This window comes from Arthrobacter sp. TmtSoilC79, assembly GCF_059739405.1.
In genome coordinates this window covers 1993807-2006685 of record NZ_AP046051.1, presented here as the reverse complement: position 1 = coordinate 2006685, position 12879 = coordinate 1993807, and the positions used below count along the sequence as shown (strand labels likewise).

12 protein-coding genes and 2 tRNA genes are annotated in these 12879 nt (G+C 62.4%); 5 read left to right on the top strand and 9 right to left on the bottom strand.

Annotation, left to right across the window (positions count from 1 at the left end; genetic code table 11):
• Positions 1 to 54: 54 nt before the first annotated feature.
• From clpX to AC6JA3_RS09320, 5 genes are all read right to left on the bottom strand, one after another.
• Positions 55 to 1344 (bottom strand): ATP-dependent Clp protease ATP-binding subunit ClpX, encoded by a 1290-nt coding sequence (gene clpX / locus AC6JA3_RS09340; RefSeq protein ID WP_026542392.1) that lies wholly within the window; start codon positions 1342 to 1344, stop codon positions 55 to 57.
• A 182-nt stretch (positions 1345 to 1526) separates the two neighbouring features.
• Positions 1527 to 2186, bottom strand: coding sequence for an ATP-dependent Clp protease proteolytic subunit (locus tag AC6JA3_RS09335; RefSeq protein ID WP_026542391.1), 660 nt, complete (start codon positions 2184 to 2186; stop codon positions 1527 to 1529).
• Between the two features lie 39 nt (positions 2187 to 2225).
• Entirely contained in the window at positions 2226 to 2849 is a 624-nt protein-coding gene (locus AC6JA3_RS09330) for an ATP-dependent Clp protease proteolytic subunit (protein ID WP_026542390.1), read from the bottom strand.
• A 238-nt stretch (positions 2850 to 3087) separates the two neighbouring features.
• Positions 3088 to 4470, bottom strand: a complete 1383-nt coding sequence (tig, locus tag AC6JA3_RS09325; protein ID WP_497920092.1) for a trigger factor — start codon at positions 4468 to 4470, stop codon at positions 3088 to 3090.
• A 69-nt stretch (positions 4471 to 4539) separates the two neighbouring features.
• Positions 4540 to 4614: transfer RNA gene (locus tag AC6JA3_RS09320), tRNA-Pro, on the bottom strand.
• Positions 4615 to 4742: 128 nt separating this feature from the next.
• On the opposite strand from AC6JA3_RS09320, the gene AC6JA3_RS09315 reads away from it, so the two are divergent.
• Positions 4743 to 4816 (top strand) — tRNA-Gly (locus tag AC6JA3_RS09315).
• A gap of 81 nt (positions 4817 to 4897) precedes the next feature.
• Here the strand turns inward: AC6JA3_RS09315 and AC6JA3_RS09310 are convergent.
• From AC6JA3_RS09310 to AC6JA3_RS09300, 3 genes are all read right to left on the bottom strand, one after another.
• Entirely contained in the window at positions 4898 to 5785 is an 888-nt protein-coding gene (locus tag AC6JA3_RS09310) for an Fpg/Nei family DNA glycosylase (RefSeq protein WP_497920091.1), read from the bottom strand.
• A complete protein-coding gene (locus tag AC6JA3_RS09305) occupies positions 5785 to 6267 on the bottom strand; it encodes a ribose-5-phosphate isomerase (RefSeq protein WP_026542387.1) in 483 nt (160 codons plus the stop codon). Before AC6JA3_RS09305 ends, AC6JA3_RS09310 begins: the two co-directional genes overlap by 1 nt.
• A 79-nt stretch (positions 6268 to 6346) precedes the next feature.
• Positions 6347 to 7351, bottom strand: a complete 1005-nt coding sequence (locus AC6JA3_RS09300) for a hypothetical protein (RefSeq protein WP_497920090.1) — start codon at positions 7349 to 7351, stop codon at positions 6347 to 6349.
• 135 nt (positions 7352 to 7486) lie between these two features.
• Here AC6JA3_RS09300 and pepN point away from each other — a divergent pair, with 135 nt between their 5' ends.
• Together pepN and AC6JA3_RS09290 are read left to right on the top strand one after the other, a co-directional pair.
• A complete protein-coding gene (gene pepN, locus AC6JA3_RS09295; protein ID WP_497920631.1) occupies positions 7487 to 10048 on the top strand; it encodes an aminopeptidase N in 2562 nt (853 codons plus the stop codon).
• Between the two features lie 56 nt (positions 10049 to 10104).
• Complete coding sequence (locus AC6JA3_RS09290) at positions 10105 to 10584, top strand: OsmC family protein (protein ID WP_026542384.1); 480 nt, start codon at positions 10105 to 10107, stop codon at positions 10582 to 10584.
• Here AC6JA3_RS09290 and AC6JA3_RS09285 read toward each other — a convergent pair.
• A complete protein-coding gene (locus tag AC6JA3_RS09285; protein WP_497920089.1) occupies positions 10581 to 11621 on the bottom strand; it encodes a Rossmann-fold NAD(P)-binding domain-containing protein in 1041 nt (346 codons plus the stop codon). The two genes, AC6JA3_RS09290 and AC6JA3_RS09285, sit on opposite strands and share 4 nt — an antisense overlap.
• 87 nt (positions 11622 to 11708) lie before the next feature.
• Here AC6JA3_RS09285 and AC6JA3_RS09280 point away from each other — a divergent pair, with 87 nt between their 5' ends.
• Both AC6JA3_RS09280 and AC6JA3_RS09275 read left to right on the top strand, forming a co-directional pair.
• Positions 11709 to 12407, top strand: coding sequence for a mechanosensitive ion channel family protein (locus AC6JA3_RS09280; protein WP_497920088.1), 699 nt, complete (start codon positions 11709 to 11711; stop codon positions 12405 to 12407).
• Positions 12400 to 12876 carry a globin gene (locus AC6JA3_RS09275; RefSeq protein ID WP_497920087.1) on the top strand — a complete coding sequence of 159 codons (477 nt, stop codon included), beginning with the start codon at positions 12400 to 12402 and terminating at the stop codon, positions 12874 to 12876. The genes AC6JA3_RS09280 and AC6JA3_RS09275 overlap by 8 nt, the downstream gene beginning before the upstream one ends.
• Positions 12877 to 12879 lie beyond the last annotated feature (3 nt).

Below are 12879 nucleotides of genomic sequence, written 5' to 3'. Positions count from 1 at the left end.
GGTGGCATGGCGACGGCCCCTATGGAACCAGGTCTTGTTATGGGCAACAGGAGGCTATGCCGACTTATTCCGCCGTTTGGCCACCACATCATGGGCAATCATGGTGGGCTGCGCCTTCTTCAGCACAACGTCAGCTGTGATGACCACAGTGGCGATGTCGTCCCTGCTGGGCAGATCGAACATGACCGGCAGGAGCACTTCTTCCATGATGGCCCGCAGTCCGCGGGCACCCGTGCCACGTTCCAACGCCTGGTCCGCGATGGAGTCCAGGGCGTCATCATCAAACTGCAGTTCCACCCCATCCAGCTGGAACATCTTCTGGTACTGCTTCACCAGCGCGTTCTTCGGGGTGGACAGGATCTGGATCAGCGCCGGCCGGTCCAGATTGGAAACGGTGGTAATCACAGGGAGGCGGCCGATGAATTCCGGGATCAGGCCGAACTTCAGCAGGTCCTCCGGCATGACCTCACCGTAACTATCAACGTTGTCCCGTGCCTCGTTCAGCGGAGCACCGAAGCCAATGCCCTTCCTGCCGGAGCGTGAACCAATGATGTCTTCAAGGCCTGCAAAGGCGCCGGCCACGATGAACAGCACATTGGTGGTATCGATCTGGATGAATTCCTGGTGGGGGTGCTTGCGGCCGCCCTGAGGGGGTACCGATGCCACCGTCCCCTCAAGGATCTTCAGGAGCGCCTGCTGTACGCCTTCACCGGAAACGTCCCGGGTGATGGACGGGTTCTCGCTCTTGCGGGAGATCTTGTCGATCTCATCAATGTAGATAATGCCCTGCTCGGCCTTTTTGACGTCATAATCCGCAGCCTGGATGAGCTTGAGCAGGATGTTCTCGACGTCCTCACCGACATATCCGGCTTCAGTCAGGGCGGTGGCATCGGCTACAGCAAAGGGAACGTTCAGTCGTCGGGCCAAGGTCTGGGCCAGATAGGTCTTGCCACAACCAGTGGGACCGATGAGCAGGATGTTGGATTTGGCGATCTCTACATCCTCGTGATGCGAACCCTCACCAAGGCTGCCGGTCTTGGGCGCGTGGCCTGCCTGGATGCGCTTGTAGTGGTTGTAGACAGCAACCGCCAACGACCGCTTGGCAGGTTCTTGGCCGATGACGTATTCCTGCAGGAAATCGAAGATCTCACGGGGCTTGGGCAGCTCGAAACTGCCGAGATCGGAAACTTCAGCGAGTTCCTCTTCGATGATCTCGTTGCACAGCTCGATGCATTCATCGCAGATGTAGACACCGGGCCCGGCAATCAGCTTCCGTACCTGCTTCTGGCTCTTTCCGCAGAAAGAACACTTCAGCAGATCCGTGCTCTCGCCAATCCGAGCCATGTGGGAATCCCTTCGTTGCATGCGGGTGATGCGGCTCCGCGCCGTACTCAAGTGTGCGGCCAAGCCGCGGCTGGCACCACCGTGACAACATCCACTCTAGGTCACAATGGGCAGCTTGGGTGGAAACAGAACGCCGGTGCGGTCCATATTTCGCGAACCGCACCGGCGTCGAATTCCGTGTGCTACCGGGAGATTGCCTGGGGCTTGATCTTCCGTGAGTCAAGAACCTGATCGATCAGGCCGTAGCTCAGGGCGTCAGCCGCCGTGAGGATCTTGTCCCGCTCGATGTCGTTGTTGACTTGCTCGGACGTGCGGCCGGAGTGGTGTGCCAGCGTGTCCTCCAGCCAGGTGCGCATGCGCATGACTTCCGCAGCCTGGATCTCGAGGTCCGAAGCCTGCCCACCTTGGCCGCCGGACAGAGCCGGCTGGTGGATCAGGACCCGTGCGTTCGGCAGTGCCAGCCGCTTGCCCGGAGTGCCGGCTGCGAGCAGGACGGCAGCTGCACTGGCAGCCTGGCCCAGGCATACGGTCTGGATCTCCGGACGGATGTACTGCATGGTGTCGTAGATGGCTGTCATGGCCGTGAACGAACCACCTGGGGAATTGATGTACAGGGTAATGTCGCGGTCCGGGTCCGTCGATTCGAGGACCAGCAGCTGGGCCATGATGTCATCAGCTGAAGCGTCGTCCACCTGGACGCCGAGGAAGATGATGCGGTCCTCGAACAGCTTGGTGTACGGGTCCTGGCGCTTGAAGCCATAAGGCGTGCGCTCTTCGAACTGGGGCAGGACGTAGCGGCTGGACGGGAGATTACCGGCAGACCATCCGAAGTTGTAGTTCATGTTCTTTACTCCTGGGGTTTCAGTGGTTCTTTGTGCCGGTTAGTTTTCGGAGTTCGACTCAGCGCCCGACTGGTTGGCCGTTCCGCCGCCGCCGGCAACAGAACCGGCGTGTGCCGAGATCTTGTCGAAGAAGCCGTACTCCAGGGCCTCGGCGGCCGTGAACCACTTGTCGCGGTCGTTGTCCTTGAGGATGGTCTCCACGGACTGACCGGTCTGTTCAGCCGTGAGTTCCGCCATGACCTTCTTCATGTGCAGGATCAGTTCTGCCTGGATCTTGATGTCCGAGGCCGTGCCGCCGATGCCGCCGGAGGGCTGGTGCATCAGGATGCGGGCATTAGGGGTGGCGTAGCGCTTGCCCTTGGTGCCGGAGGACAGGAGGAACTGGCCCATGGATGCTGCCAGGCCCGTTGCGACCGTGACGACGTCGTTCGGGATGAACTGCATGGTGTCGTAGATGGCCATGCCGGCCGTCACGGACCCACCCGGGGAGTTGATGTAAAGGTAGATGTCCTTCTCCGGGTCTTCGGCCGAGAGGAGGAGGAGCTGGGAGCAGATGGCATTGGCGTTCTCGTCACGGACTTCAGAGCCGAGCCAGATAATGCGCTCTTTCAGCAGGCGGTTGTAGATGTAGTTGTCCTGGGCTGCGGGATCGACAGTTGCCATCCGGGGAGCCTCTGATTGCTGTGACATAAGTACTTACCTCTCGCTGGTGCCAGTGACCTCACTGAACTTCACTACTTGGACACTAACCGTTTTCGGGGGCGATTTGTTCGCCGGAATCGCGCTGTTCGCTGACGGCGCACGTCTGCGAAGAGTGCCCATGTTCGGCCTTAAAGCAAACCGGCCCCGGATCAGGAGATCCGGGGCCGGTGGAGCAGCTGCTAGAACTTCATTGCTGCTGTTAGAACTTCACTGCTGCGGGGTCGTCGCTTGCGGGGGCGTCGGCTTCCTCGGGAGCCTCGACAGCGGCGGCCTCTTCGGCTGCTGCTTCGCCGGCAGGGCGTACGAAGTCGGTGAGGTCAACCTTGTTGCCTTCGGAGTCGACAACCTCTGCCTGGCCCAGCACAACGGCCAGAGCCTTGCGGCGGCGGACCTCGGAAACCATCATCGGAACCTGGCCGCTCTGATCAATGATCTGGGCGAACTGGTTGGGATCCATGCCGTACTGGCTTGCGGTGGTGACGATGTAGTCGATCAGCTCGTTCTGGCTGACATCTACTTCTTCCTTGTCCGCGATGGCATCAAGGATGATTTCGTTCTGGAACGCACGCTCGGTGTTGGCCTTGACCTCCGCGCGGTGCTCCTCGGTGTCGTGGTCACCTTCGCCGTGGGCGTTCTCCGGGTTGAAGTGAGCTTCGATCTGCTCTTCGACCACGGAATCCGGAACCGGTACCTCTACGAGCTCAACGAGCTTGTCCAGGACCTTGTCGCGGGCTTCTACGCCCTGCTCGACTACCTTGGAGTCGGCAGCTTGCTTGGCGAGGTCCTCGCGGAGCTCGGCAAGGGTGTCGAACTCGGAGGCCAGCTGTGCAAAGTCGTCGTTTGCCTCGGGGAGCTCGCGCTCCTTGACAGCCTTGACAACAACCCTCACCTGGGCGGACTCGCCGGCGTGGTCGCCACCCACCAGGGTGGTGTCGAAGATTGCTTCCTCGTCAGCAGAGAGGCCGGTCACGGCTTCGTCCAGGCCTTCAAGCATGGTGCCGGCGCCAACCTGGTAGGACAGGCCTGCTGCGGAATCGATCTCTTCGCCATCAATGGTGGCGGTGATGTCGATGGTCAGGAAGTCATCGTTCTTGGCGGGGCGCTCAACGGACTTCAGCGTGCCGAAGCGGCCACGAAGTTCGTCGAGGGACTTCTCAACGTCAGCGTCGGAGGACTCTGCTGCAGCGACCTCGACCTTGATGCCGGCGTAGTCCGGGAGTTCGATCTCGGGGCGGACATCGATCTCCACCTGGAACTTGAGCTCACCATCGGTTGACGTGGGGTCCGGTACCTCGGTGATCTCAACCTCGGGACGGCTCAGGGGGCGGACGCCCGTTTCCTGAACTGCGGCCTGGTACCAGCCGTTGAGGCCATCGTTGATGGCCGTCTCCAGGACGTAGCCGCGGCCAACGCGCTGGTCGATCAGCTTGGTGGGAACCTTGCCCTTGCGGAATCCGGGGACCTGGATCTGCGAAGCAACGGTCTTGTACGCGGCATCGATGCTCGGCTTCAGTTCCTCAAAGGGAACCTCAACGTTGAGCTTGACCCGCGTTGCGGTGAGGTTCTCGACAGCGCTCTTCACAGTCTAAGTACTCCTGATTTTGTGGGTATGGGGTTCTGTCGCGTCCCTGAGGCGGACACAAACACAGAGTCGGGGTGACAGGATTTGAACCTGCGACTTCCTGCTCCCAAAGCAGGCGCTCTAGCCAAGCTGAGCTACACCCCGAATGCACAGGACAGTCTACGGGCAAGCGGGCCAGGAATGCACATTTGACACCGCCGCCGGAATTAGGTTTAGTTGTACCCGGCTTGAACAGCCACCGGGAAGATGTCCTGAACAGGGAGATCCGTCCTGGGGACGTAGCTTAATGGTAAAGCCTCAGTCTTCCAAACTGATTACGCGGGTTCGATTCCCGTCGTCCCCTCCAAGGGAAAACGCCCCGATCCATCGGATCGGGGCGTTTTTTGTTTCTGCTGCACCGGGTTGCTGCTGCTACACCTCGTTGCTGCTACACCTGGCAGCCGGGGCACCAATACAACTTGCGTGCCCCGATCTCCGTAACGCCCACCTGCGTCCCGCAGGCCCGGCAGGGCAGCCCGTTCCGCTTGTAGACGAAGTGGGCATCGGCGTCGGGCGCTGTTCCGGCCCCACCCGTCCACAGCGCAGGGGGCGTCGTAACAATCCGTCCATCGCGGACGCCGTCGGACATCGTGTCCACCGTGTCATCCCAGAGACGGCCGGCCGTTTCAGCATCGATACTGGTACCCGGCGTCCAGGGATCCACCGCCTGCCGGAACAGCACTTCCGCGCGATAGATGTTGCCCACCCCGGCAAGGACGGACTGATCCATCAGCAGCAGGGCCACTGCCGTTTTACGACGCCGCAGGCGTCGGATGAACTCTTCGCGGTCGCCTGGCCGGTTATGCAGCGGGTCCGGACCCAGCCGCTCCATGACCACGGCCGCTTCTGCCGGCGTGATGGCAGCACAGGTGGTGGCACCGCGGAGGTCCGCCCAGCCATGGTCCGAGACCAGGCGTACACGCACGGCTCCCACGGGAGGAGGCGGCCCGGTATACGTGTCGTCGGCGGAAGAAGGGCCCGTTTCCCGTTCGCCGATACGTCGGGGCGCGCCAATGCTGGACGCGCCGGTAAACGAACTGTCTCCGCCAAAGCTCCAGGCGCCGTAAAGACCCAGGTGCACGTGAAGGAAGTGCCCGTGGTCGAACCGCAGGAAGAGCTGCTTTCCATGGGCGTTCGCTTCAACCATGGTGTGCCCGCTCAGGAGCTGGGCACCTGCAGCGAACCGGCCCTGCGGGCTGGATACGTCCAGGCGCCGGCCGCCAAAAACATCCTGGAACTGGCGGGCCAGCCTATGGACCGAATGCCCCTCGGGCACTACTCGACGATTTCGCCGGTGGTTTCGTACACCGCGATTTTTCCGATCCGGCGTACGTGGCGTTCATCATTGCTGAACGGTTCCTGCAGGAAGGCTTCAATGAGTTCGGTAGCTTCTTCAACCGAGTGCTGGCGGCCGCCAACAGCGACGACGTTGGCGTCGTTGTGCTCCCGGGCCAGCTTGGCGGTGGAAAGGTTCCAGGCAAGTGCAGCCCGGACACCCTTGACCTTGTTTGCGGCAATTTGCTCACCATTTCCCGAGCCGCCCAGGACGATTCCCAAGGCGTGCACACCGGCTTCCTGGTCTGCCACGACGGCAAGTCCGGCGTTAATGCAGAAGGAGGGGTAGTCATCCAGGGCGTCGTACTCCTTGGGCCCGTGATCCACCACTTCATAGCCCTTGGCCGTGAGGTGGCTGACCAGGTGGGCACTGAGTTCCATGCCGGCGTGGTCGGTAGCGATGTGGACGCGGGGTGTAGTCACAGGAAGTCCATTCTTTCTGGGGCGCGGTGCGGCAACTGGCCGGGGCGCGGCGATGAGGGATGCGCTACCTAGGGTACCGCTACCGGGCTTGGTTGGACTGTCCGTCATCCCGGGCCCGGTGGGCTGCCCTGTTGAGGATACCGGCGAGTTTGTCCGCCGATGCCTGGGAACCGGCGCTGAGCGCTACCCTGCCTCCGTTGAGTTTCCTGACGACGACGGCGGGTCCACTGCTGACCAGCATTGCGGTGGCGTCATCATGGCGCCGCCAGCCCCATCCACCATAGTCAGCGGCTTTGACCTCTGCCGGAGCTGCTGCGGCGATTTCGACGGCGGGGACGGTCAGGACACGCAGGATGCCGCCGGCAAAGACCTGCAGGCCTCCCCTGTCGGCGCGCACGCGGGCAAAGAGGAATCCCGCACCGACCAAGGCTGCCACTGCCACCAAGGCACCGAGCCAAGGGACAACCACCGCGATCAGGGCAGCGGGGAACACGGCGGAGACAATGATCATGATGAAAACCGAACTCCGGGCATGGACCCATAAACGCAGCGTGTCCCGGGCCAGATCCGGATCTTCCAAGAGCGTCAGCTCCTGCTGGAGGGCAACGTCGTCCTCGCGGGTCCAGCGTGGGTCAGGTTTGAACGCGAACATCATCACCACACCGAGTGCAACCGCCGCCCCGCTGCCCATGGCCAACACGATCGGGTCCACATGGGACTCGCGTGCCTCGGACAACCCGGACTGCCCCACCAGCCCGGCCGCCACCACAGTGGTGATGAAAAGGCTCACTGTCAGGCCAAGGCCCATCATGACTCGACGCATGACAACGGGCCGGGTAATCGAAACCGCCTGCAGGAAGACCGCCCAACCGCAGAAGGCGATGAGGGCTGCGCCGCCGGCAACATAGGCGCCGAAGGGCGCGAACGAAGTGCCGCCGTCGGCGTTCCACATAACGGCCACAGGATTGGGAAGGTCATTCCGGAGCATTTGGGCGCACACCACGAAGCCGGCCGAGAGGAGCAACGGAAAGGCAATCGCGAACCTCAAGGCGCGGAAATCGACAGTGTCCCGGAACGATCCCATAAGCCAACGCTACTCCGCGGGACGTCACTGTGGTGTACCGTCCTTGCCTTCCAGCCATGGAGTGAAAGAATGACTTCACACCATCGTCCGGCCGCGATTGGCCGGGACACCCCAGAAAACTTCCGGAGGCACCACTTGCCAGGCCTGAACCTCACGCGCGACGAAGCCGCGATCCGCGCCCAACTGCTCACTGTCGAGTCGTACAACGTCACCTTGGACCTGACCAACGGCCCGGAGGTCTTCGGTTCCACCACCGAGGTCAAGTTCTCCGCAACGCCGGGATCCTCAACTTTCATCGACGCGATCACAGCCAAGGTGCACAGCGTGACCTTGAACGGGACGGAACTGGACCCTGCGGAGGTCTCGGACGGAGTACGCATCCAGCTCCCGGACCTTGCTGCCCGGAACGAACTCGTAGTTGTGGCGGACGCTCCGTACATGAACACGGGCGAAGGACTCCACCGCTTCGTTGACCCCGTGGACGGCGAGGTCTACCTCTACACCCAGTTCGAGGTTCCGGACTCCCGGCGTATGTTCGCCGTCTTTGAGCAGCCCGACCTCAAAGCAAGCTTCACCTTTACCGTTACCGCGCCCTCGCATTGGGATGTCATCTCCAACTCCCCCACCCCGGAACCCCTTGAGGCACCCGCCGGTGAAGACGGCCCCGCCCGGTCGGTGTGGAAATTCGCGCCTACTCCCCGGCTGTCCTCCTACGTCACCGCATTGATCGCCGGGCCCTACGAGTCGGTCCGGTCCGAGGTCACCAGCTCAGACGGGCGCGTCATCCCGCTGGGAGTCTTTGCCCGCAAGTCCCTCATGCAGTACCTGGACGCGGAGAACATCTTTACCCTGACACGTCAAGGATTTGAGTTCTTCGAAGCCCAATTCGGCTGCCCTTACCCGTTCGAAAAGTACGATCAGTTGTTCGTTCCGGAGTTCAACGCCGGCGCCATGGAAAACGCCGGCGCCGTGACCATCCTGGAGGGCTACGTATTCCGCGGAAAGGTCACCGGAGCCCAGATCGAACGCCGTGCCATCACGGTCCTGCACGAGCTCGCCCACATGTGGTTCGGGGACCTGGTGACAATGCGCTGGTGGAACGATCTCTGGCTCAATGAATCCTTTGCCGAATACATGTCCCACCTTGCCGCTGTGGAGAACACCGAATTTGACCGCGCGTGGACCACTTTCGCATCCGTGGAAAAGTCCTGGGCCTACAAGCAGGACCAGCTGCCCACCACCCATCCGATCTTTGCCGCGATCAACAACCTCGAAGACGTGGAAGTGAACTTCGATGGAATCACCTATGCCAAGGGCGCTTCGGTCCTCAGGCAATTGGTGGCATGGGTGGGTCCGGAGCAGTTCATGGCCGGAGTCCGCACCTATTTCGCCAAGCATGCCTGGAAGAACACCGAACTCTCCGACCTCATGGTGGAGCTTGAAGCCGCCAGCGGACGCGATCTGGACGTGTGGGGCAAACTTTGGCTCGAGACAGCCGGCGTCAATACCCTCGCTCCGGAGTTGAGCGTTGATGCTGAGGGAACCATCACCGGTTTTTCGATCCTGCAGACCGCGATCGAGGAACAGCCCACCCTTCGTCCGCACCGGCTCGCAGTTGGCTTCTACTCGCTCTCCGGCGAAGGAAAGCTGGAACGTACGCACCGTGAGGAGCTCGACGTCGATGGCCCGCGCACGGAGGTCCCTGCCTTGGTGGGCAAGGCACGTCCTGACCTGATCCTGCTCAATGATGACGACCTCGCCTACGCAAAGGTCCGTCTGGATCCGTACTCCCTGGCCACGGCAAAGGCACACCTGAAGGACTTCGCAGCCAGCCTGCCACGCACGCTGGTGTGGGGTTCAGCCTGGGATGCAGCCCGGGACGGCGAAACCCCCGCACGCGGCTACGTGGACCTGGTCCTTGCCAACATTGCCCACGAAACGGATTCCTCGGTCATCCTGGTCCAGCTTCGCCAACTCGCCACCACGTTGACCTACTACGTCGCCGCCGAACACAAGGCCGCGGCCACCACGGCAGCGGCTGACAGGCTCTGGGAGCTCGCATCCTCAGTGGAGGCAGGCTCGGACGCCCAGCTCCAATTCGCCAAGTCCTTCACCCAGCTCGCCCGCAGCGGCGGACAGTTGGACCGCATCCAGGCCCTGCTGGACGGAACCGAAACGCTGGAAGGTCTCACAGTGGACCAGGACATGCGGTGGGAGCTGCTGACCGCATTGGTGGCCGGCGGACGCCAGGGCCAGGAACGGATCGACGCCGAACTCGACCGGGACAACACCTCCAACGGCCAGAATGCCGCCGCCCAGGCGAAAGCTGCGATCCCCACCGCGGAAGCCAAGGCGGCTGCGTGGGAGGCAATTGTGGTGACCGGAGAACTCTCCAATGCCCTGCAGGCTTCCGCGGTGGCCGGGTTCATGCGCGTCCCGGACACTTCCCTCCTGGAGCCCTACGCCGAAAAGTACTTTGACGCCGTGCCGGCAATTGTGAAAGAGCGTACGCATGCCCTGGCACAGCAGATCGTGGTGGGGCTCTACCCTGCCCAGCTCACCACCCAGGACACGGTGGACCGCACGGACAGGTTCCTGGCGGCTTTGCCGGAGGACAGCGCCGCCCTTCGCCGGATGATGCTGGAGAACCGCGACGGCGTGGCGCGCGCACTCCAGGCACGGGCAGCTGACGTTTAGGCCGGGATCCTGTGGGCCCGTGCGGACAGTGAATGCCATCTGGCTAGACTGTCCGCATGGGCCTGAACGAACACCACTATGCGCTGACCGTCCGCTGGACCGGAAACCTCGGCGAGGGCACGGCCGGTTACCGGAGCTATTCACGGGACCATGAGATTGAGATTCCGGGCCTGCCCAGTTTGCAGGGGTCTGCTGATCCCACCTTCCACGGTGACAGGTCGCGTTACAACCCCGAGCAATTGCTTCTGGCAGCCCTTTCGCAATGCCACATGCTCTCGTTCCTCCATGTCGCCGTCAAACACGGTGTGGTGGTTACCGCTTATGAGGACGCAGCGGAGGGCCTGATGAAACTCAACAAAGACGGCAGCGGCCAATTTGAGAGCGTAACGCTGAAACCGCGTGTCGCTGTTGCCGATCCCGCACACGCCGATGTGATGGAGCAGTTGCATCACGAGGCCAACCAGGTCTGCTTCATCGCCCGCAGCGTCAACTTCCCCGTACTGCACGAACCAAGCACGACGACGGCCGCCGCCTAGCGCTGCCGGGCCCGCCATAGTGCCACGAGCCGTTGTTCGGTATCGCGGCTGAGGCCGGCTTTGCGTTCCCTGTTCAGCCCCTTGCGCCTTTCATCCTCGAGGGTCGCTGCCAGGGTTTCCTGCCATGGCCGCAGCACCATTCCCCGCTCACGGGCAGCACGGTTTGTCCGGGACTGGAACCCGTCATGGTCCGCCGGCAGCCACAGGGGAAGTGAATCCGGACCTGCCCAGTATTCGATTCCCTGCTCCACGAGCCACTGTTCGTCGACGGGCACAACGTCGACGGGCACAACGTCGACGGGCACAACATTGTCCACGGCGTCACCGACTGTGCCGGCTGCCGCCCGCTGCGACTCCGCGAGGTAGTCCTCGAACCGGACCACATCTCCCAATGCGTTGAAAGTCCCCACCAGGCCTTCCACTGCCGATTGCAGGATCCACGCCGCCAGATCCCGGGCATCGATGATCTGCGTGGAGTCGTCCGGAATGTTCGGGACCAGCACCGGGTGGTTGTTTGCCGCGAAGCGGGCAGGCCAATAACCGTATCTGTCAGTACCGTCCCCCGGGCCGCTGATGAGTCCGGCCCGCACGATGTGTGCTTTCTCCCCCACCCTGGCCAGCGTCAGCTGCTCGATCGCGGATTTGGATTCGCCGTAGGTCTCCGGGGTGCCGGCGATTCCGGCGGGCAGCGGCTCCAGAAGCTGCGCGCCCTCATCGGCGCCGGGCACCGAGTGGTCGGCATAGACGGAGCAACTGGAGACAAACGTCCAGTGCCCGGCAGCAGGGCCCAAGGCATCCAGTGCCTCTCCTGCCTGCACTGGTTCCCTCGATACCTCCACCACTGCGTCCCACCGGCCGCCGAGCCCTGCATAAGCCGCCGCACCCATGGCGCGGTCGCCCCTGACCCAGGTGGCGCCATCGGGCGGGTGCGCTGAGGAACCACGGGCAAAGCAGGTGACATCGTGCCAGGCAGCAAGAGCCTGCCGGGCGATTTCTGCGGACAGGAAGGCAGTACCGCCCAGGACCAGGATGCGCATACCGTCACGCTACGGCGCTAGGGTTGTAGGTGGACAGAGTGTTCCGCGCCCGGCGAACACGGGCCGACGACAAGGAGAAATTCACCCTTGACCTCCATCCCCTTGGCAGAAATTGTCACTTTGGAACCCGAAAAGATCGATCTCGTTTCCATCCTCATCACCTTGGGCGTTGGCCTGGGCGTCTGGATCGTTGCGCGGTTCGTTATTCTGCGCATCACCCGGCGGGTATCGGCCGGAAGTTCCTTCTTCAAGAAACCGCATTTCAAATGGGTGCAACCGGCCATCCGGGCCCTTGACCATGAGCGGCGCTCCCAGCGTGCCGAAACCATCGGCACACTGTTGACGAGCCTTGTGAGCGTCGTTGTGGTGGTCATCGTCATCATCTATGTCCTCAAATACATGAATGTGGACGTGGCACCACTGCTCACCAGCGTTGGCATCCTGGGTGTCGCCATCGGCTTCGGCGCCCAGCAATTGATCCGCGATTTCCTCGCGGGAATCTTCATCACTATCGAAGACCAGTACGGAATCGGCGATGTCATCGTCACCAGCGAAGTGGTTGGTACCGTTGAGTCGGTGGGCCTGCGCATTACCCGGGTCCGTGCCGAAGACGGAGCCATTTGGTACCTGCGCAACGGCGAAATCCTCCGCGTGGGCAACCGCTCCCAAGGGGACTACGTACCGCTGGATACCCCGGAGGCCACCGATCAACCCGGGGCGTCAGCCGCCCCTGTCACAGCAGGCGCGCCGCGCGTCGCCAAAGCCGAGGAGAAGTCCAATGAGTAATACCCCGGACGGGCAAGCCCCGGCACCGCAGGCAGGTCCTCGTCGCCAGCTGATGCAGAACGATCCCTTCAGCCAGCCTGCTTACACGGACAGCTTCTACGTTGCAGTGGGCGGTCACGAGACCTTCGTGAAGCTGATCGACGTCTTCTACGACGGCGTTGCCACGGATCCCCTGCTGCGGCCCATGTACCCCGAGGAAGACCTGGGCCCGGCCAAACGCCGTTTCCTGATGTTCCTGGAGCAGTATTGGGGCGGTCCCACCACCTACGGCGAAGAACGGGGCCACCCGAGGTTGCGCATGCGCCACATGCCCTTCCAGGTAACCCCTGAAGCCAAGGACCGCTGGCTGTTCCACATGCGGACGGCGGTGGACTCACTGGGGCTCTCCCCGCTGCATGAGGGCACTTTGTGGGACTACATGGAACGGGCTGCCCTGACCATGGTCAACAGTCCTTCGTCCGGCGCCTGAGTC